The sequence below is a fragment of the Pseudomonas sp. FSL R10-2189 genome (assembly GCF_009600325.1).
GTDB lineage: Bacteria > Pseudomonadota > Gammaproteobacteria > Pseudomonadales > Pseudomonadaceae > Aquipseudomonas > Aquipseudomonas helleri.
Genome location: NZ_WIVZ01000039.1, coordinates 14913 through 39033 on the forward strand (window position 1 = coordinate 14913; position 24121 = coordinate 39033).

17 protein-coding genes are annotated in these 24121 nt (G+C 58.8%); 4 read left to right on the forward strand and 13 right to left on the reverse strand.

All coding sequences use genetic code 11. The features are described 5' to 3' along the window. Positions 1–52 precede the first annotated feature (52 nt). The 3 genes from GHO32_RS21990 to GHO32_RS22000 form a co-directional block, all read right to left on the reverse strand. Entirely contained in the window at positions 53–832 is a 780-nt protein-coding gene (locus tag GHO32_RS21990; protein ID WP_048389040.1) for an ABC transporter permease, read from the reverse strand. Then, positions 829–1761 (reverse strand): ABC transporter ATP-binding protein, encoded by a 933-nt coding sequence (locus GHO32_RS21995; RefSeq protein ID WP_153335401.1) that lies wholly within the window; start codon positions 1759–1761, stop codon positions 829–831. The genes GHO32_RS21990 and GHO32_RS21995 overlap by 4 nt, the downstream gene beginning before the upstream one ends. Before the next feature lie 146 nt (positions 1762–1907). After that, entirely contained in the window at positions 1908–2531 is a 624-nt protein-coding gene (locus GHO32_RS22000) for a glutathione S-transferase (RefSeq protein ID WP_153335402.1), read from the reverse strand. 149 nt (positions 2532–2680) lie between these two features. On the opposite strand from GHO32_RS22000, the gene GHO32_RS22005 reads away from it, so the two are divergent. Together GHO32_RS22005 and GHO32_RS22010 are read left to right on the forward strand one after the other, a co-directional pair. Further along, positions 2681–5128: an acyl-CoA dehydrogenase gene (locus GHO32_RS22005; RefSeq protein ID WP_153335403.1), complete on the forward strand. Its 2448-nt coding sequence runs from the start codon at positions 2681–2683 to the stop codon at positions 5126–5128. 62 nt (positions 5129–5190) lie between these two features. Next, on the forward strand, positions 5191–5607 hold the full coding sequence (locus GHO32_RS22010; protein WP_048373645.1) for a PA2817 family protein: 417 nt from the start codon (positions 5191–5193) through the stop codon (positions 5605–5607). Between the two features lie 18 nt (positions 5608–5625). Here GHO32_RS22010 and GHO32_RS22015 read toward each other — a convergent pair whose 3' ends face one another. Beyond that, complete coding sequence (locus tag GHO32_RS22015) at positions 5626–6573, reverse strand: LysR family transcriptional regulator (RefSeq protein WP_368668502.1); 948 nt, start codon at positions 6571–6573, stop codon at positions 5626–5628. 88 nt (positions 6574–6661) lie between these two features. Between GHO32_RS22015 and GHO32_RS22020 the strand changes: the two genes are divergently transcribed. Beyond that, a complete protein-coding gene (locus GHO32_RS22020) occupies positions 6662–7282 on the forward strand; it encodes an alanyl-tRNA editing protein (RefSeq protein WP_153335405.1) in 621 nt (206 codons plus the stop codon). 91 nt (positions 7283–7373) lie between these two features. Here GHO32_RS22020 and GHO32_RS22025 read toward each other — a convergent pair whose 3' ends face one another. From GHO32_RS22025 to GHO32_RS22055, 7 genes are all read right to left on the reverse strand, one after another. After that, positions 7374–8207: a glycine betaine/L-proline ABC transporter ATP-binding protein gene (locus GHO32_RS22025; protein WP_153335406.1), complete on the reverse strand. Its 834-nt coding sequence runs from the start codon at positions 8205–8207 to the stop codon at positions 7374–7376. Further along, positions 8200–9054: a proline/glycine betaine ABC transporter permease gene (locus tag GHO32_RS22030; RefSeq protein ID WP_153335407.1), complete on the reverse strand. Its 855-nt coding sequence runs from the start codon at positions 9052–9054 to the stop codon at positions 8200–8202. The genes GHO32_RS22025 and GHO32_RS22030 overlap by 8 nt, the downstream gene beginning before the upstream one ends. A 21-nt stretch (positions 9055–9075) precedes the next feature. After that, positions 9076–10098, reverse strand: coding sequence for an ABC transporter substrate-binding protein (locus tag GHO32_RS22035; protein WP_123750172.1), 1023 nt, complete (start codon positions 10096–10098; stop codon positions 9076–9078). Between the two features lie 78 nt (positions 10099–10176). Continuing rightward, on the reverse strand, positions 10177–10968 hold the full coding sequence (locus GHO32_RS22040) for a phosphate/phosphite/phosphonate ABC transporter substrate-binding protein (protein WP_153335408.1): 792 nt from the start codon (positions 10966–10968) through the stop codon (positions 10177–10179). 18 nt (positions 10969–10986) lie between these two features. Then, positions 10987–11928: a fatty acid desaturase gene (locus GHO32_RS22045; protein WP_153425970.1), complete on the reverse strand. Its 942-nt coding sequence runs from the start codon at positions 11926–11928 to the stop codon at positions 10987–10989. Between the two features lie 345 nt (positions 11929–12273). Beyond that, complete coding sequence (locus tag GHO32_RS22050) at positions 12274–12498, reverse strand: 4-oxalocrotonate tautomerase family protein (RefSeq protein ID WP_256665579.1); 225 nt, start codon at positions 12496–12498, stop codon at positions 12274–12276. A 17-nt stretch (positions 12499–12515) separates the two neighbouring features. Further along, on the reverse strand, positions 12516–13256 hold the full coding sequence (locus tag GHO32_RS22055) for an SDR family NAD(P)-dependent oxidoreductase (protein ID WP_153335411.1): 741 nt from the start codon (positions 13254–13256) through the stop codon (positions 12516–12518). Positions 13257–13381: 125 nt separating this feature from the next. Here GHO32_RS22055 and GHO32_RS22060 point away from each other — a divergent pair, with 125 nt between their 5' ends. Further along, positions 13382–14284 (forward strand): LysR family transcriptional regulator, encoded by a 903-nt coding sequence (locus GHO32_RS22060; protein WP_153335412.1) that lies wholly within the window; start codon positions 13382–13384, stop codon positions 14282–14284. Here the strand turns inward: GHO32_RS22060 and GHO32_RS22065 are convergent. Both GHO32_RS22065 and tssM read right to left on the reverse strand, forming a co-directional pair. Then, positions 14278–20379, reverse strand: coding sequence for a M3 family metallopeptidase (locus tag GHO32_RS22065; RefSeq protein WP_153335413.1), 6102 nt, complete (start codon positions 20377–20379; stop codon positions 14278–14280). The two genes, GHO32_RS22060 and GHO32_RS22065, sit on opposite strands and share 7 nt — an antisense overlap. A 61-nt stretch (positions 20380–20440) precedes the next feature. After that, a complete protein-coding gene (gene tssM, locus GHO32_RS22070) occupies positions 20441–24118 on the reverse strand; it encodes a type VI secretion system membrane subunit TssM (RefSeq protein WP_153335414.1) in 3678 nt (1225 codons plus the stop codon). Positions 24119–24121: the final 3 nt, after the last annotated feature.

Here is a 24121-nt window from a genome sequence, read left to right on the forward strand (position 1 = left end):
CTTTTGATCTTGAAAAGATCGCGAGGCAAGCTCGCTCCTACAGGTGTGAAGGCTACTGGCGCATGCCGCGGCCGCTGACCAGCAGCTTGGCGCAGGCGAAGTACAACACCACAGTCGCGACGACCATAAAGGTCAGCGCCACGCTGATTTTGATGTCCGATACGCCGAGGATCCCGTAGCGGAAGGCGTTGACCATGTGCAGCACCGGGTTGGCCAAGGACACGCTCTGCCAGAACGGTGGTAACAGGGTAATCGAGTAGAACACCCCGCCCAGGTAGGTCAGCGGCGTCAACACAAACGTCGGGATGATCGAGATATCGTCGAAGTTGCGCGCAAATACGGCATTGATAAAGCCCAACAACGAGAAGATCGTCGCGGTCAGCACCACCACCACAATGGTCAGGAGCAGGTGATGCACCTGCAAGTGGGTGAAGAACAGTGACAGCAAGGTCACGATCAAGCCAACCATCAAGCCGCGCAAGATACCGCCCACGGTGAAGCCGATCAGAATGGTGTGGGGCGACACCGGAGACACCATCAGTTCTTCAATCGAACGCTGGAACTTGGCACCAAAGAAGCTCGATACCACGTTGCCGTAGGAGTTGGTGATCACCGACATCATGATCAGGCCCGGCACGATGTACTCCATATAGGTGAAACCACCCATATCACCGATTTGCCGACCAATCAGGTTACCGAAGATCACAAAGTACAAGACCATGGTGATCGCTGGCGGCAGCAAGGTTTGCGGCCAGATGCGCATGAAACGGCGCACTTCACGATAAATAATGGTGTTCAACGCCACCAGGTTGGGACGCAGTTCAGAACTCATACGGCCACCTTTGCCAGGTTTTTCTCGACCAGCGACACAAACAACTCCTCAAGGCGGTTGGTTTTATTGCGCAGGCTCACCACTTCGATGTTTTGCGCGGCCAGTTGGGTGAACAAACCGGTAATGCCCACGGCTTTGTCGACTTGTACTTCCAGGGTGGTGCCATCGAGCAACAGGCACGGGTAGCCGATGAGGTGCGGGGTAGACGCCAGCGGATGCTTCAGATCGAGGACAAAGGTCTCGACGTGCAGTTGCCCGAGCAACTGGCGCATGCTGGTGTTTTCGACGATGGTGCCGTGGTCGATGATGCCGATGTTGCGGCACAACTGCTCAGCCTCTTCCAGGTAATGGGTCGTGAGGATGATGGTGGTGCCCTGCTCGTTCAGCTCAGTGAGGAAGGTCCACATCGAGCGGCGCAGTTCAATGTCCACACCGGCAGTCGGTTCGTCGAGGATCAACAGGCGCGGCTCGTGCACCAGCGCCCGGGCGATCATCAGTCGACGTTTCATACCGCCCGACAACGAGCGCGAAGGGGTGTCGCGCTTGTCCCAAAGCCCCAACTGCGTCAGGTACTTTTCGGCACGCTCCTTGGCGATTTTGGCCGGAATACCGTAGTACCCCGCCTGGGTCACGACGATGTCGAAGGTCTTTTCAAACTGGTTAAAGTTGAACTCTTGCGGCACCACCCCGATGCTGCGCTTGAGCGCGGCGGGGTTGCGGTCCAGGTCATGGCCGAAGACATTGACCGTGCCGCTGGTTTTGTTCACCAACGTGGAAAGAATGCCGATGGTCGTGGATTTGCCGGCACCGTTAGGGCCCAGCAAGGCGAAAAAGTCACCTTCAGCGACATCCAGATCGATACCACTCAGGGCCTGGAAACCGTTGCCGTAGGTTTTGGTTAGCTGCCGTATGGACAGAGCGGAACTCATATCGGATTACGCACCAAGATGGGAATAAGAGGGATGACTCAATAAGGGCGAACTGTCCGTAAGACAAGTCCGACAAAGCCAATGAACAGGTGCCATGGTGCTTGGCCTTGCCGCACAAGTACAGTCGCCCGTATTAATAGTGGCTATTAAGTCAACGCAGTCATGACCGCATTGCGGTAGGCCGGGCGCAGCTTGAGGCGCGCATACCAGGCCTCCAGGTGCGGCATCGGCGGGCGTTCGATGGGCATTTCAAACCAGGCGTAAATAAACGACCCCAGCGGGATGTCGCCCATGCCGATTTCATCACCGGACAGGTAAGGCTTTTCGGCCAACGCCTGGTCAGGAATAACCAGCAGCTCGGCGCAGGTCTTGATCGAGGCGTTGATTTTCACCCAGTCCTGCTGCTCGGCCGGGGTGCGCAAAATCCCCCAGAACACATCGCGAAAAGCACCGGCAAAAGACGACGTGGTCCAGTCCATCCACTTGTCTGCCTGGGCGCGAACACGGTTGTCGTCCTGATACCAGGACGTGTCCGAGCCGTATTCGGCGGACAGATAGCGCACGATCACGTTGGATTCCCACAACACAAACCCATCGTCTTCCAGCATCGGCACACGGCCATTCGGGTTCAGCGCCCGATACTCCGGGCTGTCGACCACACCAAACGCACCGCCCGCCTCTGCTCGCTCATACTCAAGCGCCAACTCTTCGATACACCACAACACTTTTCTAACATTCGACGAATTCTTGCGACCCCACACTTTCAGCATGATTGAACTCCTGATTGATAGACGCCGGGGCAGTCTACGCCGTGAAGCTGAACTGTGCCTCCCGCACAAGGTCACTATTGGACGACCTTGCTCAAGAGTTGCGACTAAGCTCACAAGGGTGCGCCCCCTGGCTCCATGGAGGATTGGATATGCTGTTGTTATGGATAGTGGTTTTGATCGTAGGCGTTGCCTGGCTGGCCCACCGGCGCGTCTCCCCGCTGACGGCGATTGCCGTGGTAGCGATTTACCTGCTGATCATGGACTTCTTCAGCCATGCGCCGATCTGGGTGCTGGTGCTCTTGTGGGTGTTGCTGGCAGCGCCAGCGGCCTTGCTGTTACTGCCTGACCTGCGCCGCAAACGCTTTACCGCGCCGCTGTTCAACTGGTTCCAGAAAGTCTTGCCGCCCATGTCGCAAACCGAGCGTGATGCCATCGACGCTGGCACCGTGTGGTGGGATGGCCAGTTGTTCAGCGGCCGCCCCGACTGGAACCAGTTGCTGGCCTACCCCAAAGCTCAACTGACCGAAGAAGAACAGGCGTTTATCGACGGCCCCACCGAAGAACTCTGTGCGATGGTCACTGACTGGCAGATCGGCCAGGCCATGGACTTGCCGCCAGAAGCCTGGGCGCACATCAAGGAACACGGCTTTTTCGCCCTGATCATCCCCAAGTCGTTCGGCGGCAAGGGCTTCTCGGCGTACGCCCACTCGCAAGTCGCGATGAAACTCGCCACCCGCAGCGGCGATCTGGCTTCGACGGTGATGGTGCCCAACTCCCTCGGCCCGGCCGAACTGTTGCTGCACTACGGCACCGAAGAACAGCAAAACCATTATCTGCCGCGCCTGGCGCGTGGCGATGACATCCCGTGCTTTGCCCTCACCGGGCCGCTGGCGGGCTCCGACGCCGGGGCGATGCCCGACACCGGGATCATTTGCAAAGGCCAATGGCAAGGTGAAGAAGTCATCGGCCTGCGCCTGAACTGGGAAAAACGCTACATCACCCTCGGCCCCGTCGCCACCCTGCTCGGCCTGGCGTTCAAGGCACACGACCCGGAGCACTTGTTGGGCGACAAGGAAGATCTGGGCATCAGCCTGGCGCTGATCCCCACCGACACCCCCGGCGTTGAAATCGGTCGTCGGCACTTGCCGCTGGGCGCCGCGTTCATGAACGGGCCCAACTCAGGCAAGGATGTGTTTATCCCCCTGAGCTACCTGATTGGCGGCCAGGAAATGCTCGGCAAAGGCTGGATGATGCTGATGAACTGCCTGTCGGTCGGGCGTTCGATTTCGCTACCGGCGGTTGGCACCGGTGCCGCCAAGTTCACCAGTTTGGTGACCGGGCAATACGCCCAGGTGCGCGAACAGTTCAACGTGCCGCTGGCGGCCTTTGAAGGCATTCAAGAAGCCCTGGCGCGTATCGGCGGCAATGCCTGGTTGATGGACAGCGCCCGCATGCTCACCGCCAACGCGGTGGACCTGGGTGAAAAACCGTCGGTGCTGTCAGCGATTCTCAAGTACCACCTGACCGAGCGCGGCCGCGAGTGCATCAGCCATGCCATGGACGTGCACGGCGGCAAGGGCATCATCATGGGGCCCAATAACTATCTGGGCCGGAACTGGCAGGGTGCGCCGATTTTCATCACCGTTGAAGGGGCCAATATCCTGTCGCGCAACCTGATGATCTTTGGCCAGGGCGCCATTCGCTGCCATCCGTTTGTGCTCAAGGAAATGGCCCTGGCCGGACGCGAAGACCGCGAACAGGCCCTGATCGAGTTTGATGGCCTGCTGCTCAAACACATCGGCTTTGCCGTCAGCAACGTCGCCAGCACCCTGGTGTTGAACCTGGGCCTGGGGCGCTTCGAACACGCGCCTGGCAACACCCTGAGCCAAGGCTACTTCCGCGCCTTGAACCGTCAGGCAGCGGCTTTTGCGATGCTCGCTGACCTGAGCATGATGCTGCTGGGCGGCGAGCTTAAGCGCCGCGAGCGTTTGTCTGCGCGCCTGGGTGACGTGCTGAGCCATATGTACCTGGCTTCGGCAGCGCTCAAGCGTTACCACGATCTGGACTCCCCCGAGCACCTCAACCCGCTGTTCAAGTGGGCCATGGAAGAAAGCCTCGGGCATTCGGAACGGGCGCTGGACGAGATCCTGAAAAACTTCCCGAGCCGACCGCTGGGCTTTCTGTTGCGCGGCGTGGTGTTCCCGTTTGGCCGTCGCCATACCGGGCCTTCTGATGCGCTGGATGCTGAAGTCGCGGCCGTGCTGGGCCGGGCCAAAGGCGATCCGACACTCGAAGCGGTGCTTGCCGGCTGCTACCGCCCGCAATCTGCCGATGACGCGGTGGGCGCCCTGCAACATGCCGCCGATTTGCTCAAAGCCGCTCACCCGCTGCACAAAAAGCTCCACGACGCGCTGAAAAGTGGCCAGTTCAAACCGGTACCGGGCGAGCCGTCCATCGATTCGGCGTTGCACGCGGGCATCCTCCAACCGGCCGAAGCCGAAACCCTGCGCGCCGCTGAAGCCGCACGGCGCAAGGTGATTGATGTGGATGACTTCGCCAAAGAAGAACTCACCCACAGCGAAGGAAAGATTCGCTAGCAGGACAGCGGGCGCGCAGAGCTTTATACTCTCGCGCCCGTTTTGCTCTAGAGGACTCCACCATGGCCACTAATGACCTCAACCACAATCTCGCCCTGCTCGATATGCTGCGCAGCATCCTGGTTGCCGTCGGTGACGCCGAGCAAATCCCGGAAGAAAGCCATGCGCTGTTTATTGAACGCTTCGATGAAATGAAAGCCGGTCTGTTGACCGATTTTGATGAAAGCCAATACCTGGGCCAGGACATCCTCTGCCAGGTCATCGAACGCTACCCGCAAATCGCCCACGTGGTGCCGCGCGACCTGTTGTGGTTCTTCGGCGGTTCCTGCTTCAATTTCCTCGCCGATGAAGAGCTGGACATGTATGAGGCGCTGGAAGAACGCCGCTTTGAAGCCGAAGAAAACGGCGAGCCGTTCGACTGGAATCAAGAAAAGCAGTTCATGGCGCTGCCGACCGACGCAGACAGCCCACAGCACTGATTGCCAAGGCCCGCCCGGTTAACCGCGCGGGTCTTTTTTTGGCCCCAGCGTCGGCTCTTGCGCCAGCCGCTCAACCAGAAAGTCGATAAACACCCGCAGCTTGGGCGGCAGATAGCGCGTCGGGGTATGCAGCAACCACACACCGCGGTGGTACGACGCAATAAAATTCCAGGCCGGCAGCACCTGCACAACCTCGCCCTGCTCCAGCGCCTGACGCGCCGTGAAGTAAGGCAAGCTGCCAATGCCGATGTTCTGCAACACCGCATCCAGCCGCACGCCCGTGTGGTTGGCCGCGTAACGCCCGGTGACCCCGACCGTCACGGTCTTGCTGCCTTGCTTGAATTTCCAGCGGGCATCCGCCGGGGTTTCGCCCAGGTAGATACAACTGTGGTGACGCAAATCCTCCGGCTGGCGGGGCGTGCCATGTTCCGCCAGGTAAGCAGGCGTAGCGCAGAGCAAATGCTCGATCAAAAACAACTGGCGACCCACCAGGCCCGGCGGCGGCTGATCGGTGATGCGCATGCTCAAATCCACGTTGTCGTCGATCAGATCGACGTGGCGGTCCTCCAGAATCAATTGCACATCGACCTTGGGATATCGCCGCAAAAACTCGGGCATGTGCGGATGCACCACGTAGCGCCCCACCGCCTTGGGCACGCTGACGCGAATCAGCCCTTCAGCCTCCTGGCTATAGCGACCGCTGAGGTCCATGACCGATTGCGCTGCCCCCACCACCTCCTGGCAACGCTTGAACACTTCCTCGCCCACATCACTCAGGCGCAGCTTGCGGGTGGTGCGCTGCAGCAGGCGGATCGCCAGGGCCTTTTCCAGTCGGGCGACACTGCGGCTGATGGCAGACGGCGAGGTGTCCAGCTGTCGCGCAGCCTCGGAAAAACTGCCGACCTCGACCACCCTCACGAAGACCACCATTTCAGCCAGTAATGACAGCGGTAGATTTATGCTCACAGCGCACAGGCCCATTGAAAATTGGAGGGATTATCACACCCAAGGAGCGTCCCTATACTTTAAACCTAATTGTTTCAGGACTCGCCACATGACCTCACGCCTGTTTTATACCGACGACACCCTCACCGCCGACGTCGACGTACTCAGTTGCACCGCGCACGACGACGGCTTTGCCGTCATTCTCAAGGCCACACCTTTTCATCCGCAGGGCGGCGGACAGCCCAGCGACACTGGCTGGATTGGCGCCAGTGAAGTGCTCAAGGTGTTCCAGGAGCACGACCGGATTGTGCATATCGTCCAGCAAGCCGTGCCGCTGGGTACGGCGCAAGCCCGCGTGGATGAGGCCCGCCGTGAGTTAAACAGCCGGCTGCATTCGATGGGGCATTTGATTGGCGTGTGCGGCGAACGCGCAGGCTGGAAGCCGATCAAGGCCCACCACTGGCCGGGGGAATGCCGGGTCAGTTTTATGCCGGGTGAGAACGCTCAACCGATGCACATCGAGCAGATCAAAGAACAGCTTGAGCAGTGGATCAGCGCTGACTTGCCACGGGTCATTCAGGTCAACGCCGACCAGCGCTTTATCGGCTTTGGCGAACTGCCGAGCTACCCGTGCGGCGGCACCCATGTCAGCTCGTTGAAGCAATTACACGCCGCACCGACCCTGTCGATCAGTGAAAAGAAAGGCGTGCTTGCTGTTCGCTATCAATAGCCCGACCTGCGCCGAGGACATGAGTGTCTACACAACGTAGGAGCAACCGTAGTCGCTGACGAGGCACGAAGGCTGCGATCTTTTGATTATTTCACTCGATTTTCGCCCGCTGGCGCTGAACAAAGCGGTTCACGTAATCGTCCGCAGGCGTGTGCAGAATCTCTTGTGGCGTGCCCACCTGCACCAACTGCCCGTCCTTGAGGATGGCAATGCGGTTGCCGATACGCAGCGCTTCGTCCAGATCATGGGTGATAAAAACGATGGTTTTTTGCAACGTGCGTTGCAGCTCCAGCAGTTGGTCCTGCATCTCGGCGCGGATCAGCGGGTCGAGGGCACTGAAAGCTTCGTCCATCAAAATGATCTCGGTGTCGGTGGCCAATGCACGGGCCAACCCCACGCGCTGGCGCATGCCACCCGAGAGCTGGTGGATAAACGCCTGCTCATAACCTTGCAAACCCACCACCGTGATCCAGTGCCGGGCGCGCTCGTTGCACTGCGCCGTGCTCTCCCCGCGCACCTTGAGGCCGTACGCTACGTTTTCCAGCACGTTGCGGTGCGGCAACAGGCCAAAATTCTGGAACACCATGCTGATTTTTTGCCGCCGAAACTGGCGCAAAGTCGGCATGTCGTACTCAAGGATGTTTTCACCCTCCACCAGAATCTGCCCGCTGGTCGGGTCGATCAGGCGGTTGAAGTGACGTACCAGCGTCGACTTGCCCGACCCGGACAAACCCATGATGACGAACACTTCGCCCGCTTGAATCGACAGCGACAAGTCGTTGATGCCCACCACGCTGCCGGTTTTGGCCAGCACGTCGGCTTTGCTCTGGCCCTCCTTGATCATGGCCAGGGCTTCTTTCTCGCGCTTGCCAAACACCTTGAAGACATTGCGCACTTCGATCTTGTTGATCACAGCCTCACTCATCTTTTGCCCCATGCCGTGGTCGGCCATAGGCCTGGGTTATGCGGTCGATCACCACAGCCAGAATCACAATCGCCAGCCCGGCCTCCAGGCCCTTGCCGACGTTGAGTGTCTGAATCCCCACCAGCACGTTCTCGCCCAAGCCACGGGCGCCAATCATCGATGCGATGACCACCATCGACAGCGCCATCATGGTGGTCTGGTTGATCCCGGCCATGATGCTCGGCATGGCCAACGGCAATTGCACCCCGAACAGTTGTTGCCAGGGGTTGGCCCCGAAGGCATTGATCGCTTCCATCACTTCGTGGTCTACCTGACGCAAACCCAGATCGGTCAGACGAATCAACGGCGGCACCGCGTAGATCACCGTGGCGAAAATGGCCGGGACCTTGCCCAGGCCAAACAGCATCAAGACCGGAATCAGGTACACAAAGCTGGGCATGGTTTGCATGATGTCCAGCAGCGGCATCAGCAGCGTGCGCAAGCGGTTGCTGCGCGCCGCCAAAATACCCAGCGGGATGCCCAGCAGCACGGAAATCACCGTGGCCACCATCACCAGCGCCAGGGTTTGCATCAGCTTGTCCCACAGCCCCACCGCGCCGACCAGAAACAACAGTCCCACGATCAGCACGCTGCTGAACACTTTGCGCGTGGCGTGCCAGGCAATCACCCCGACGATCAGCAGCATCAGCCACCACGGGGTCAGGCGCAGCAGGTTTTCAAGGTTAACGATGGCCCACAACAAGGTGTCGGAGATGTGTCGGAACACATCCCCGTAGTTGCTGACCAGCGCATCGACCCAGGTATTGACCCAGCCGGCGATGGAAAACGTCAGATTTTCAGGAAACATGCATGGCTCGTACTCAGTGAATTATTTGGCGTTAAGCGCCGCATCAACTTTTTGCGCCGCCTCGGCAGTCACCCAGCTGTGCCAGATCTGCGGCTGGTCGCGCAAAAACGCTTCGGCAGCCTGGCGCGGCTCGGTGCGTTTTTCACTCATGTCAGCCAGGGTTTTATTCAACAAATCGATCGGGAAATCGACCTTTTCATAGAACTCGACCAACTGCGGGTACTGGGTTTTGAACGGGGTTGATACACCAATCGCCAGTTTTGCCGGCAATGAGCGCGTGCCCTTAGGGTTAGGATTGTTGGCGTCAGACAGGGTTTTCCAGGCCTCGGCATCGAAGGCCGGTTCGTCCAGCTTGATCAGTTTGTAGCGACCGATCAGCGGGGTCGGCGACCAGTAGTAGAACAGCACCGGTTTGCCTCGACGGATCAACGAAGCGACTTCAGCGTCCAGGGCGGCGCTGGAGCCGGTGCGGAAGTTCACGAAGTCTTTGTCCAGGCCATAGGCCTTGAGTTTCTGGCTGTTGACGATCTCGGAGGTCCAGCCCGTCGGGCTGTTAAGGAAGCGCCCACGGCTTGGGTCTTCGGGGTCACGGAACACGTCTTTGTAGCGCTTCAAGTCGTCCACCGACTTCAAATCCGGGGCCAACGGCTTGATGCCTTTTTCCGCGTCACCCTTGATCACGTATTCAGGCACCCACCAGCCTTCACTGGCGTTTTTGACGATGTCACCCAGCCCCGAGACTTTGCCCTCGGCTTCGGCTTTGATCCACGCGGGGCTGCGTCCGGCCCACTCCTCGCCGATCACCTGAATGTCGTTTTTGGCCAGCGCCGCCTCAAGGCTTACCGTGCTGCCCGGCAAGGTATCAGTCGCCTCGCCATAGCCCTTCTCGGTCAAAATGCGCAGCACCTCGGTGATAAAGCTGCCGCTTTCCCAGGTGATGTCACCAAAGTGAATCGGGGTGTTTTTGCTGTCAGCCAGGACCGGCTGGCTCAACAATCCAAGTGCCAGCAGCGAGCCACCGAGCCATTTTTTAAGGTTGTTCATACGGATTCTCTTGTCATGGATAGGGGCAAAACTATCGGCCGCACTGTCTTCAGCGTAGCCGTTGGTGTCGCAGGGCGGTTAAAGCAAAGCCTCATAACCTGCCGCGCTCGCTTCACGCTGGTAGCCAATAACGACCTGATAGTCAGTTTCGCTGGCCGGTAATACTTCCTGTAAACCCAAGGTGGCACTTACCTGTGGCAACTGCTGCAAAGCAAGGTTCATTGCCTCGCGAATACGCTCAGCGCCCGCGCTGCCGGCACTGAGTGCGGTGATGTAGGGCAAATTGGGGCTGATGGCGGTGCGCGCAACAATGCGCAGCCCGGCGACTTCGGCAGGGGCATAGCGCGCCAGGTAGGCAAACGTGACGCTGTCGATGGAGGCCAGGTCTGCCCAGCCTTCACGCACCCAGCGCAGGCTTTGTTGATGCGCGCCGCTGGTGGCCACCGAGGCAAAAAAACGCCCGTCTTGCTGCAAGGGCGTCAGCCGATGCCGGAACAGGTTCATGCCACTGTTGGAGTGCCGGTCATTGATCACCCCGCGGCTGCCCCTGAAATCCGCCAGCTCGACACGCGGGTCGGTTTCGCGGCCGACAATCACGCTGCAATGGCGCCCGGCGCTGCTGTCGGGCCATTCATAACGCGGGCGGCCGACCACTTGCACCTGGCCTTGCAACTGAGTCAGCAGCGGGTAGCCGCAGGTTTGGGTCAGCAACAAATCGGGCGAGCGAAACAGCTCCAGCAACTCAATGCCACCGGCGTCGCGGCGCGTGGCCTGCAACAGCTCAAGGATACGTATCAGCCATTGTTCATTGGCCTCACGCACCTGCGCCGGGGCCACGTACATCAATAACTCTGCATAACCGCCTGACATACAGCGCTCCTGGTGACGTTAAACAAACGGGTGTTTGGGGCTATCAATGGCGTGCACCGCGTGCCGACGAATCAACTCGCCATAGCCGTGCACCACATAATGGCCGCTGCGCTGTTGCCATTGTTCACGCCGCGCCCGGTACACCCTGGGCATGTAGAACCAGGGCAGACGCGGCAGATCGTGGTGCACCAAGTGCAAGTTCAGATTCAGGAACAACCAGGTCCACGGCCAGCCAGCTTCATTGAGCACCGTACGCTGTTCGGGACGGGCTGCGGGGCGGTGCTCGTAAAAAGAGCGGACCATGCCGACAGACAGCACCGGGACGGTGACCAAAAACACGTATTGCCAGACCGTCACGGCGCTGTAGCGGGCGATAAAGGCAAACATCAGCAGCGTGAAAAAACCGTGGGTCAGCCACATCAGCCAGGCTTTGCGCTCGCCTTGGCGCAGGCGCTGAAGTTCTTCTTTGGCCATCCCGTACAACGCCAAAGGCGGGCCAACCAGCAAGCGGCCCGGCACGGTTTTGTTCAGCCAGAGCACAGCGCGAAACAACCTGGAACTGCGCTCCCAGCCTGACTGGCTCAGGTAACGGCTTTCGGGATCGACGCCGGGGATGGTCAGGTCATGATCGTGGTGATGCTGCAAGTGGCTGTCGCGGTACAAGGTGTACGGGTACCACAGGGCAAAGGGCGCATAGCCCAGTACCTTGTTCAGCCAATTGAAACGGGTGGGATGACCATGCAACAGCTCGTGCTGGACTGACATCCACAGCACCACCACCGGGATCAACAGCACAATGGTCCAGCCCGCGCCAAGCACCGGGCTGGCCAGCATCAAGGCAAACCAGGCGCTGGGCACCGCAATCAACAACAACCAGGTGGGCCATTGCGTACGACCGGTAAAGGTGTGAGCCAGGGCCTTAATGTCTTGTTGCTGAGCGCTGTCAAAATAATGCGACATCTGAAGGACTCAAAAAAAGGTTTGAATCCTTGTGTGGCGTGAGGCGCAAATATCTTGCAGATCATTTGGTTATGAGCTTAGAACCCTGCTGCAACACCGCCCACTGGGGAGACGCCCCGCTGTCGCGCAGCAAACAGGCCAGCGAATATCTTCGGCATCCCCCAATCGGTTCCCTCTCCTTCGGGAGAGGGCTAGGGTGAGGGGGCTCTTAGATCAAGATCAACAGCTCGCGAGCAAGCTCGCTCCTATAGCCTTTAAAATCAACCACTTATTTTGTGTTTGATAGGAGCGAGCTTGAACTCGCTCCTACGGGTTGAAATGTTCAGTCGGACAGACGCCGACTCTTTATTCCACTGTCTGAGCGTTGAGCTTTTGCCGTGCGCGTAACTGGGTGGTGGTTTCGCCGCCCACGCCCCAGTTATCGGTCGAGACTTCGTCGATCACCACGTAGGTGGTCGACGGCGCCTTGTTCAGCACGCGCTCCAGCAACTCGGTCACCCCTTGGATGAGCAAGCGCTTTTGTTCGGCGCTTACCCCTTCATCGGTCACTTTGATATTGACGTAGGGCATGTCGGTTTCCTCGTTGATTACCAGGTGCCGCCGGTGCTGCCACCGTCTACCGGGATGATGGCGCCGCTGACAAAAGTCGATGAGGTGAGGTAAAGCACGGCATCAACGATGTCTTGAGGCGTACCGATGCGCCCGCTCGGCGACAGGGTTTTCAGGAAGTCGCGGGTCGGTTGGTCTGTACCGTGCATCGGGGTCGCGATAATGCCGGGCGCCACGCCGTTGACCTGCACCTGGGAGGCCGCCAGTTCCAGCGCCAGACCACGCACGGCGCTGTTAAGGCCGCCCTTGATCAACACCGGCAACAAGGCCGGAACTTTGACGTTGGGTTGCAGGGCAATGGATGCGGTAATGGCAACGATTTGACCGCCACCGTTGGCCGTCATGTGCCGGGCTGCCGCCTGGGCCGGGTAGAAAAAACCTTTGAGGTTGGTGTCGACAATTGATTCCAGCTGCGCCTCGGTGTAATCCACTACGGGACTTGGCACGAAGATCCCGGCGTTGCTGATCAAGATATCGACCTTGCCAAACGCTTCGATGGCGCGCTCAAACAAACGGGTGGCGGTGTTCGCCAAGGCGATATCGCCTTCTACCAGCAGAAAGTTGGCCGGGTTGCCGAGCGAGTCAGCAGCCTCCTGCAGGCGGTCCAGGGTCCGCGCATTGCCCACCACATTAAACCCCAGGTCCAGATAAGCCTTGGCAATGGCCAGGCCAAGCCCGCTGGAGGCGCCGGTAACGATGACTGTTTTAGCTGAACTCATGATGCTTCTCCGCAGGTTCAAGGCGTATGCCTTACAGGTGGAGGCACTCTAGGCCAGGTTTTACACTTGAAAAATGAGGCCCATGGCATTTGAATAAATACCTCATGTAATCAATTGGCCGCGCCATGACCCGTCACTTCGATGATGTTCAACTGGGCAGTATTGAACTGTTTTGCCTGGCAGCCGAAACCGGCAGCTTCACGGCAGCGGCCAATCTGGCCGGGGTTACACCGGCAGCGGTGAGTCGTTCGGTGGCCCGCCTGGAGGAGCGCTTGGGGGTGCGTTTGTTTGTGCGCACCACTCGCCAGATGCGCCTCACCGACAGCGGGCGGCTTTACTACCAGCAATGCCGACAGGCGCTGACGCAATTGGTCGATGCCGAGCGAGAAGTCACCGGCCAGCAAAGCCAGCCTTCCGGCTTGTTACGCATCAGTGTGCCCACGCCCTATGCTCACTACCGGTTGCTGCCGAAGTTGCCTGCGTTTCGTCGGCAATTCCCTGACGTTCAAGTTGATGTGCACATCAGCAACCGCAACATCGACTTTGCCGATGACGGTTTTGATCTGGCGATCAGAGGCAAGGCGCCGACCGATTCCGGGCTGATCGCCCGTACTCTGGAAGAGGCCGAACTGGTGGTGGTGGCAACCCCTGATTACTTGCGCGAAGCGGGCACGCCCACCTCGCTGGAAGCACTGGCCCAACATGACTGCATTCAATACCAGCTCCCCAGCAGCGGGCGCAATTTGCCGTGGGCGTTTCAGCGGGACGGTCAGTGGGTTGAGCTGGAAACCTCAGGTAACTGCGCCTGCCTGGATGATTACCTGGGCGCAGTGACACTGGTCAAACACGGTGCAGGCCTGATGCAGACCTACCGTTTCACGGTGCAGCAGGCACTGGAACGCGGCGAGCTGTGTGAAGTGTTGAGCGCCTTCGGCGGTGCCCGGCGCCCGTTTATCCTTCTGTACCCGCACGCGCGCCACGTACCGCAACGTGTGCGGGCGTTTATCGACTTTATTACGCGTCAGTAACTCCACACCGTGGCAGCCCGATGGGTGTGATAGTCATAAAACCCCTGCAACTCCCACGTATCGCCCTTGCGTTCAAACGCAGCGCGCCAAGCCCCCCTGCCACTGCCAGGATCCAACTGGGACATGTCATACCAGTAATAACCATTGATTCGCTTGCTGGTCACACGGCCCGCACGAATGTCATCCATGATGCTGGTCATTTTGATCCGGGCCGCTTCCGGGAAGCTGTCGTAAGCCATTTGCGCTTCAGCCAGCGGGCTTACGTTGACCGAAAACCTGTCAGCAACAGGCCCTTCGGACGCTGCGGGTGTCGTGGATGGCGTGGGTAACTTGCCTGTCACTTTATGCGTCGCCGTCTGTGTAACGGCTTGAATCTCAAAGGGTTCGGTGTATTTGATCAGGTTTTGCGAGAAGTGATCAATCTCCTGGGCAGTGGCCATCATGATTTTTTGCTGCGCTGTCCCCTTGATGGCAACAAAGTAAGGGATGCGCTTGTTTCTGATCTCGGTAAGCAACCCTGGCATGCCCCGCGCTTGCATTTCCTCTCTCAATAACATGCGAGTGATTTTTCGATGATGCTCAACATTTTCTGGTACTGCGAGATAGCGCTCCAGCGCAGTGACTGTTTCTGGCCCTTGCCCCGGAAACTGCGCTTGCAGCGTACTGACAATCTTCGGTGTCAATGAAAGGGTGAGGTCGTTGTAATCCTTGTTGATTTTGTCCAGCTCGCGCCTTTTTTTTCCGCGCAGAGGTGTAATGCCAATAAACACAGCCCCTGTCGCGTTGTCCGGCATCACCGCTATGTTCATACCGGTCGTTTCGTAATAGGCATTTCTGTAAGGCAATGCCATATCGAAAATTTTAGTTTTTTGGACATCGGAAAATTTCAAGCCTGGCACACCGGCTTCAAAGTCCCTCGTTGCCGAGTGGATCGCACTCCACACGTCCAGTTTGTACACCAGCGTATCGCTCGAGGCCTTGTATTCAGGTGGCAGTCGACGCTGGCGGTTCAGCAGCTTCATCAACGACCGGTAAGCCTCAATACCGCTCACCCGTGCATCAATGATGCTCTCATCCAGCACCCGCTGAGCCAGCACCTGGGGCATGGCCCCGATCACGCTTGCCGCCTCTCGTACCATGTCACTGGGCGGGTTGTAACGGTCCACCAGGTAACCCTCAAGCAGCGCATTGTATTTTTTCTGTTGAGGTGTTTCCGGGGCTCTGAACAGGCTCATCACCGGGCCGCCCCCCAATAAACGATTCGGAGCCTCGACTTGCCAACGGCCATTTTCCCAAACCACGGTGCGCCTGTTAGAAATGTTCCTGGGGCTATAAACAAACCGCTCACCGCCCTGCACAGTGGTTTTGTAAAAGCCCCCGTCAAGCTTTACATAGCCCTGCCCGTCTCGACCGCGATACACATTCCGACCCTCGGATTGAAGGCCGCTTCCATCAAACCCCTCCAGAAGAAAAGGCCGCAATGATGGATCCACCATGCGAGGCAACGTCGTCAGCGTCATATAACGCTTGCCTGCGTATTTGTTACCGCGCCTGCCCGCTGCCCGACTCATGATAAGGTCTTCGCCCGCCTCTGCGACCACCTCCCCCATGGCACCGATAAAATCACTCAGCCACTGACTGCCACTGCCACCTTCATCCTTGATGGACACCACCGCAGCACCGCCGATCATGGTCGGAATGACAGCCCGCCCCAGAAGTCCACCGAGCCGGTTTACCTGAGGTATCGAGATCATGCCCAGCACCAGCACTAACCCTTTGCTGCGCCCGACTTGGGCCGCTTCGCTGTCACGCTCGGCATGGGAAACCGTCAACACGTTGGCAGCATCTCGCGCATGAATAATGTGTGTTTCATACAAGGCTTCGAACAGGTCGATGTCCACGGCGCTAATCGCACCCTGAGCAGGAAAACCGAGGTTCACTCGAAACTTGATGGGCGAAAAAATATCCAGCACAAACTGCGCAATCTTTTCACTCAAAGGACGCTCGGGCTCCTTCGACTCGAGGCTGGCAATCTGGTCGGCTTGCGCTGACAGCGGTAATTTTGAAATCACCCACAGGGTCATTTCTCGTGTTGCTGTGAGGGCCGTCACCACCGCACTCATCAGATCTGCGAACGAATCAGCATCGGCATCCCGGAACACCCGGGCATCCGGAGCCCCGGGCGTGTACAACGTTAATGAGGGGCGGTTCTCAAGGTCCTTGACGCCAAACGCCAGAATATCCCTCAGGGTGCCGCTCCCCCATTTAATCTGATAAACCACCACCTCTTGGTCATTGACCTTGTTACGCTCCTGAGGTTGACGCCCATCAAGAGCGGCAAGCACCAGGTTCAACCGGGTATTGCTGGCGTCATGTTTGAGATCACCTGACAAGTGGGCGGCATGTACCTCAACCCGCATCTGCCTGGCTTTGAGCGACATCCATAACGTCTGCGTGCGGCGGGCTGCACCAATAATCCATGCGTCAAGCACTACCCCGACATTGGCTGATTTCACCAGATCGCGGATGGCGTCAAAGTCCAGCGGGCCCTCCTCAAGGTGATCACGAGCATTGCTCTCATCCGGCGTCATATTGGAGATGGCCCATTGCGTCAAAGAACGCCGGTCAAAAATAATCCTCTGATGCCCTGAGAGTGCCACTCCCGAGCCGAACGCAGATGCCCCCGTAGGCGCATGGGGATCTACGACGCGTTTCTCGATCGTCAGAAAAACCCGATCCGGGTCGGCTGGCGGGTATTTTTCCTTGATCAATCGCTCAAGCTCAGTGCGCGTCCACCCCTCGATGGCCTCAGGTGTTGCCAGCGTTACCGGGTCTGCTGGCAGAGACTGCGCATCCGTTACGGCCTGTTGCCAGGCCCTGCAAGCCTTCCACCAGGCCACACGATCCTTTCCGGTGGCGTGGCGACTGCCATGTAGCCAGGTATTCAACTGACTCAGTGATTGCTTGAGTTGCCGGGCATTCATCGGGACGGCAAGGTCCAGCCGGTCGCTAAGGTCTGCGGCCTCGTCCACACGCTGTATCCAGTCGTTGACCGACTCCCCTTCGTTTGGTCCGTCGAGCAGCGCTTGCAGCACAGCTTTTTTTTGCGCCTGACGCAGTTCCATGACTTGTTGAGCCAGGAAGTTACCCGGCAACGGTCGATGCGTGATCTCGCCAATCGTATCGCCGCTTTCCTGCACATTCACCTTCAGTTGCGCCAGGCTGTAGAACACTTCCAGCGGCTCACCCAGACGCCAGAGCAGCGCTGCGCCCTGCTCAACGTCGTTGTCTCGCGCGGTAAACACCACACAGTTGCGGACCGGCAAACTGACCCGCCACCTCTGCGGTGTGTAGGCCAGTGAGAACACACCTGGCCGAACGGTTGCGAGCAGGCTTGCGCGTGCCTCTGCCTCGGGTGCCGAGAGCGCGTAGTCGGTCACGGCATGGTGCAGCGGCGCCTCCAGCGTTCCGTCCAGCGCATGAAGATTGGCCTGCGTCATTAACTGGTGGCTTAACTGATCTGCCAGCCATTCATTGGCAGGGCGGTTCTGAGTGAAACCCGCTGCTTTGCTCCAGAAGTGTTCAAGGGCATGTTCCCATTGGCGTTCGAATGACAACGGCCGGGTTTCTACCAACAACCGCTCGAAGGCACTCTTGGCATCGTTGCTGTTCAGGGCCGCCGGTGCCTGCGTGACACTGCCGGTTTGATGAACAATTTCAATATTTTGCAGGTTGAGAAAGAGTTCGCCGGTATTCAAGCGGCCGGCAGCCGCCTGCCAGAACAACACATCCAGGGGGACACTGGAAATGATCGTGCGGCCATACAGTGGCCCATCAGGCACTCGGTCTACTTGAGGGATGAGCGTTTCATGCACCGTGCACACAGACACATCCTTCACTGCCACACTGTCCGCCAGCGCGGGGAACGTGGTTTTAAACCAGTTATTCAAATGCTGCGCCGCGATGTCGGCAGGCCGTGGCAAAGCGTCATTCAACTCAATCATCTGCTGCTGCGAAGTCGTCAATTGCCCCATCAAAGTCGCAACGTCCTGGGTATTGTCGACTCGCAGCAACGCGGCGGATGGCGGAAGAAAACGGTCTTCCCTGTCGGCGCCCAGAAAGGCCTCCATGGAGTCCTTCAAGGAACGCCCATCGCCATAGGTAAAAAAGGCATCGCGAAAGGCCTGCCCTGTCTCTGCATCAAACAGGCCTCGATGGCTGAATTGCTCGAACGCCTGGCTGGCCAACACACCGGACCATTTATAGGAATAGCCTCGGGCCACATGGGGTGATGTCATCAACCCGTTGCTGTTGTACGGACTCACGTCATGTGGCCACTTCAAGTGCCCGACTTCCGTATTCAGGACCTCAAATACCTGGTGTGGGCTGCGCCCATCGCCTTGAGTGCGATGGACCTCGACATCAAACATCATGAGCAGCAATACATTGGCCGTGGCCCAACTGGTTTGGGTGTGTACAACGCGCGTTAACCGCTGCGCCACATCAGCAGGCATCGCCTCGTTAGTCTGATAATGCGCCGACATCCAGACCAGAAACTCGTCGCTAAAGCACCACTGCTCCATGATCTGACTGGAAAATTCAATCGCATCAGGGCTCATGCCTCCGATCCCGGAAATTTCCCGGTACCCCTGCCCCGTCAAGAGGTGCTGCAGACAATGGCCAAATTCATGCACCAGCCTGCGCAATTGCGTGTGGCTCAGTAAACAGGGTTGCTCAGCGTCACCTTTTGCGAACCGGCCGGACAGCACAGCAATCGGTAATCGGGGTCGTCCTTCGGCCGTCATTCGGCGGTTGCGCAGCGTCAGCACTTCAACGGCCCCATCAGTCTCTTGGCGGCCATAAGGGTCAATAAACAAGTAGCCGAGGATTTGTTGATGTTCCATGACCTCGTAAAGGCGCACGTCCGGGTGCCAACGGTCGAACTGCGTCTGTTCAACCAGTTCAACGCCAAACAACCGCCGGGTAAATTGCACCAGACGCTGCACAACCGTCGGCAACGGGAAATACACATTCAGCGCATCCTGGGACACGCCGTCGGCCTGGCGCAGTATTTGGGCAAGGTATTCATAATCCCAGGGTTCGAGCTGAGGAATGTCGTATTCCACCATCAGGGCCTCGAGTTGCGCTCTCTCGAGGGTAAACGTGGCGCGTTGTGATTCGAGTTCATGACGCAAGAAGTTCATGACCTCATCGGTCAACGACGCCATCTGCCCTTGCAGGGCCAATTGGGCAAAGTGCTCATGGCCCAGCAACCTTGCGATTTGATGGCGGTTGCTGAGCAGCCGGGTCAACACGTCATCGTTGTTCAACTGTTCAGGTTGCGGGCCCTGCGCTGTGGCGAGGGTGTAACGGGCGATCCATACCTCCTCGCGCAAGGGCCGGTTCTGCGCGTGCAGCATAACGGCGTGAAACACTTCGTCATCCAGTGTTAGCCACCAACCGGTCAGATTTTTATGCTGCGCCGCGCTCGCCAGACGCTGCTTTAACGGTGCCGCAAGGCCCGCTAGCAGCGACTCGTTTTCAATGTGTTTGCCCCAGGCTTGAGTGGCTTGCTGCACATGGGCACTGAACGTCTGTTCCAGCAGGCGGGTTTCGTCCTTTAATTCACGCAGCCGCTCTTGGTGCACCGGGCCGAGGTGAAGCCCGGCATGGCGATATTCGAGCAGTATTTTTTCCAGTACCCGTTTGCGCGCACTGTTGAACAACGCTGCAATCGGGCTGTTGGCCAGGGCCTGGTATAACGCATACAGCGTGGTGTTTTGCGCGAGTTGCCGTTTGTATTGCGTCATCAGGCTCCCGCAGAGACTGACTGCATCAGCCCATTCCTGATGGGTGTGTACAGTGCTGAGCACGTCAATTATTTGAATCGTTTCTTCCAGTTGGGCCTTTACCTCATCCATCGCCAGCACCAGATCGTCCCAGGTCGGGAATGAAGTTTGGCTGGCAATAATGCCAGCTACGGTTGTCTGGCTTTTAGCAATGATGTGTTCAACAGCGGGCACCAAATGCTCAGCGCGAATCATTGAAAACGGCGGCAGCACATGGGTGTTCAGTAGAGGATTTTCATCGAGCATATGCTCTTCCTGAGTGGGTGGGCGGAGCCAACAACCTACTCAGGGAGAACGAAGGCAGGTGCTACATAGATAGGGCAAGACGCTTGAACCGCCCTGACAACTGCGTGACGTTGTCGCCGTCCTTGGGTTGGCGGCGTTCCTCCAGCAAGGTTCTGGGCAAGGCAAAGCCTTCAAAGGTGCGCTGGGTGATGGGGTTGTTGGCTTTTTCGGCCACCACGCGGTAGCGCATCAACCCGTCGGCAATGGCGAAGGTCAGGTCGACGCTGGTGTCGGTACGGCCGTTGAGGTGGCCTCGGCTGAGCAGCCGAAACAGTGACCACGGGCCGCGATAGCTCAGGCTGGCGGTGTTGCCGCTGCTGTTGACCAGGGTCAGTTGACTGCCGTTGGCATTGCCCAGGTCGTTGGGCCACACCAACCCTGTGCGCTGTGGCGCGCCGTGCTGGTAGGGGATCAACTGGCCGTCAACGCTGAGCAGGCTGCTCAGGCGCGTGGTGCTCAGAGCCAGCGGCTCGATGGTAAGTTGCACCGCCAAATGCCCGCGATGGTTAAAGAAGGTGTCGCGAATACGCTCGGCTTTTTTCAACTGTTCCAGCACGTCGCTGCGCACCAGGTAGCCGCCCAGGCTCTCGGAGTAAAGCACGTCGAGGTTGTCTTTGAGGAAGATGTCCAGGTACTGATCATGGAACTGTTGCAAGCGACCTTGCGGCCCGAAAAAGGCTTCAAAGTCGTCCAGCGAAGCGTCTTCACCCGTGGTTTTGAACGGGTAACGATCGGCCAATCGATCACGATAGAAGCTGTAGATCTCGCTGTCCCAGCGCTTTTCCAGCTCGCGCAGGGCGGCTACCACCAGCACTTGCGAGGTCTGGTCCGCGAGTTTTTTGACCTGCTGGTTCATCGGTTCCGGCAAGCCCACGGCAACCCGTTGCAGGTTGGCAATCGGGTCGCTGCCGCTGAGCGAAAAGCGATTGAGGACGGTCTTCAACGCGGCTTTGCCGGGGTCAGGATTGTCGTGCACGGCCTTGGCATAGTCATGCACGGCGCCGATGGCGCGCAGGGTCTCTTCATAGTAGGAAGGCCGCTCACCCTGGGGAATGATCAACTGCGCCAAGTCGGTAAAAGCCCGCCGAATACCCGCCGCCTGTTGCGGGCCCTCGGGCACTTTGTCCAGGCTGACCACCGCAGCGCCCTCGATCAACGGCACGGCCGGGTAGATCACGGTGTTGTCGCGCAGCGTTTCAAGCAAACGCCGTAACGGCGCCGCCGGGCCGGTGACCTGCTCCAGCACGGCAACCCCATGGCTCAGGTCACGAAAGTCAGTGACCACAAACTGGTTAAGCGCCCGCCGCCAGCTGTCCACGTAGTCAGCGCTGTACAGGGCACGTACCCGCTGGGTCAGGACCTTGCGGTCTTCTGGCGAGTAGTCCAGGCGTTGGCGCTCACCGAGCACCCACTGATCGATCATGGCCAGCTCAATGATGTCTTGCGTACCGGGCTCGAAGTACTCTTTGAAGCCCTTGGCGGTGAGCAATGGCGCCAACTGCAACTCGCTGCCATCGGTGTCCGCGCTGACCACCAACGGGCGGTAAACAATATCGAAAGCCGGGCCGATCTCGTTGCGTAAGTCCAGCGGGCGTTGCAAGCGCTCTTGGGCATCCTGTTTCAACGTGCTGTACACCCGCTCAGCCATGGGCCGCTGGCGAAGTTGCTGCTGCACCTGGGCGATCCGTTCACGGTAGTGCGGCAAGTCCGCGTCGGCATATTTCAACGCGTAATTGAGATGGCGCATCAGGTCTGCCTGCAGTTGCCCCTGGCCCGGATACGCGCGCTGCCACTGTTTGGCAACCGAGTCCTCGACGATCTCCGGGCGGCGGTTCTGGCGGTCTTCGATCATGCGGTACACCCGCAACGCCACCAATTGCTGATTGCTGCCCGCAGGCGCAATGTTGATCGCCTCCAGGGCGCTGCTGGCGATGGCGGGCAAAAAGCGTCGGGACAGCAAGTTCAAATAGGCCTCGTCAACCCGCGGGCCAATCGCCCTGCCCTGATACAGCCCCATATTGGACAGCAACGGCCAGGCCTCACGGTAATCGCCATACACCGAGACGGCGTCACGGATCTGGTCCAGCGGTGCCAGCAAATTGCGCCCGGTGGCATCGAGGCTGGCGTCAATGTCCCCGGTGCTGAACTCCTGGCTTCTGGCCAAAACGTTCGCAGCCTTGTCACGGTTGACGGTGAAGTAGTACTGCCACAAGCCCACCGCCAGCAAACAGCCCAGCGAAGCCACGCCAAAACCTGCGATCAGCAGTCGTTGCTTGCTGCGGGCGACTTTGATGTTGTCACCGGCCAGCCCCGCTTCGGGGTAGATCACTTGCTTGAACAGTTGCTGGGCAAAATAGATGGCCTTGCCCTGCGCAGGCTTGACCTCGGCAGGTGGTGGCGGCAGGTGGTAGGGCTGGCCCGCCTCTCTAACGAACGCATTGCTCAGGGTGCCCTGCTGGAAGACTGACGAAAAATACACGCCCCGGACCAGCGCCGGTGTGGTGAAACGGTCGGTGCCAAGCATTTCATTCAAGAAGCCAAACAGTGCCGGGCGCAGCCCTGCCAACTGGCGCAGAAAACCCATCAGCCGGTCACGGTCCTCCAGTGAGCGGGCGCCTCTGAGGCTGTCAAAAACCTGCTCGTTGAGGCGTTCGACAAATGCGCTGTAATGTTCCGCCAACTCCGCCAGCCATGCATCGAAATCGTCGACAGCGTCCAGGCTGAAGGTAAAGCCGAGCAAGTCTTCACGGCCCCGGCGCGACAGCTGAGAAAAGAACTCCTCAAAGCCCTCCAGCAGATCAAATTTGCTCAGCACCACATACACCGGCAGGCGTGTGCCCAAGTGCCGCGTCAATTCATACACCCGTGTGCGAAGCACGTTAGCGCGAGCCTTGCGCGCTTCGGGGCGCTGCATCAGCAAGGCTTGTACATCGATCACCAGCACCACCCCATTCAGGGCGCGGCGGCTGCGATTGCGCCCCAGCCAGTCCAGCAGGTGCAGCCACAGGCGCGGGTGAGTGTCCGCCGGCAATACCGGCCTGACTTTACCTTTGGCCGCCACCGGTTCTTGCGCTTGCTCGGCGCGCTGTTCTTGCGTCAAGGGCTTCGGTTGCGTGAGCAACTCACCCGGCGGGTCGATCAAGACGGCTTCGTCGCCGATCCACCAGTCGATGGCATACGCCAGTTTTTCTTCCGGCTGCGCGCGGGCCCCCGTCCTGTTGATATGGGACAGGGAAAAGCTCTGATTTGAACGGGTGACGAGGCTGGTCTTGCCCGCGCTTTCTTCGCCCAGCACCAGGTACCACGGTAATTGATAGAGCGAACGGCGACGCTCCATATTGTTCAATAAATGGCTCAGGCTTTGATCAAGTGAACGCTCCTGCGCCTCGACATAAGGCAGGCAGGGATCCAGCACAACCGCCGCTTCACGCGCGTGCTCGGCATTGAGCCTGAGCAAGCGTTGACGCACCCGCCAGGCCCAGAACAACAGCGGCACGACCACCACCACAACGCTGGCCGATACGCGCATCGCCAGTGCCGCCAAGGGTTGATGCTCGCGCCATGTCCAGTGCGGTCCCAGCCACCAGATGCCGATCAGCGCAAAGACCACGCCGAGGACAACCATCAGCGCCAGAGCCTGCTTGAAATGCCGCAGCACGGGCCAACCCCAACGCTTGATGTAACTCCAGACCCTTTCCATAAA

Bases quoted from the DNA above. Each gene is read 5' to 3' on its own strand.
- GHO32_RS21990 (WP_048389040.1), bottom strand. From the start codon at position 832: ATGAGTTCTGAACTGCGTCCCAACCTGGTGGCGTTGAACACCATTATT.
- GHO32_RS21995 (WP_153335401.1), bottom strand. From the start codon at position 1,761: ATGAGTTCCGCTCTGTCCATACGGCAGCTAACCAAAACCTACGGCAAC.
- GHO32_RS22000 (WP_153335402.1), bottom strand. From the start codon at position 2,531: ATGCTGAAAGTGTGGGGTCGCAAGAATTCGTCGAATGTTAGAAAAGTG.
- GHO32_RS22005 (WP_153335403.1), top strand. From the start codon at position 2,681: ATGCTGTTGTTATGGATAGTGGTTTTGATCGTAGGCGTTGCCTGGCTG.
- GHO32_RS22010 (WP_048373645.1), top strand. From the start codon at position 5,191: ATGGCCACTAATGACCTCAACCACAATCTCGCCCTGCTCGATATGCTG.
- GHO32_RS22020 (WP_153335405.1), top strand. From the start codon at position 6,662: ATGACCTCACGCCTGTTTTATACCGACGACACCCTCACCGCCGACGTC.
- GHO32_RS22025 (WP_153335406.1), bottom strand. From the start codon at position 8,207: ATGAGTGAGGCTGTGATCAACAAGATCGAAGTGCGCAATGTCTTCAAG.
- GHO32_RS22030 (WP_153335407.1), bottom strand. From the start codon at position 9,054: ATGTTTCCTGAAAATCTGACGTTTTCCATCGCCGGCTGGGTCAATACC.
- GHO32_RS22035 (WP_123750172.1), bottom strand. From the start codon at position 10,098: ATGAACAACCTTAAAAAATGGCTCGGTGGCTCGCTGCTGGCACTTGGA.
- GHO32_RS22040 (WP_153335408.1), bottom strand. From the start codon at position 10,968: ATGTCAGGCGGTTATGCAGAGTTATTGATGTACGTGGCCCCGGCGCAG.
- GHO32_RS22045 (WP_153425970.1), bottom strand. From the start codon at position 11,928: ATGTCGCATTATTTTGACAGCGCTCAGCAACAAGACATTAAGGCCCTG.
- GHO32_RS22050 (WP_256665579.1), bottom strand. From the start codon at position 12,498: ATGCCCTACGTCAATATCAAAGTGACCGATGAAGGGGTAAGCGCCGAA.
- GHO32_RS22055 (WP_153335411.1), bottom strand. From the start codon at position 13,256: ATGAGTTCAGCTAAAACAGTCATCGTTACCGGCGCCTCCAGCGGGCTT.
- GHO32_RS22060 (WP_153335412.1), top strand. From the start codon at position 13,382: ATGACCCGTCACTTCGATGATGTTCAACTGGGCAGTATTGAACTGTTT.
- GHO32_RS22065 (WP_153335413.1), bottom strand. From the start codon at position 20,379: ATGCTCGATGAAAATCCTCTACTGAACACCCATGTGCTGCCGCCGTTT.
- tssM (WP_153335414.1), bottom strand. From the start codon at position 24,118: ATGGAAAGGGTCTGGAGTTACATCAAGCGTTGGGGTTGGCCCGTGCTG.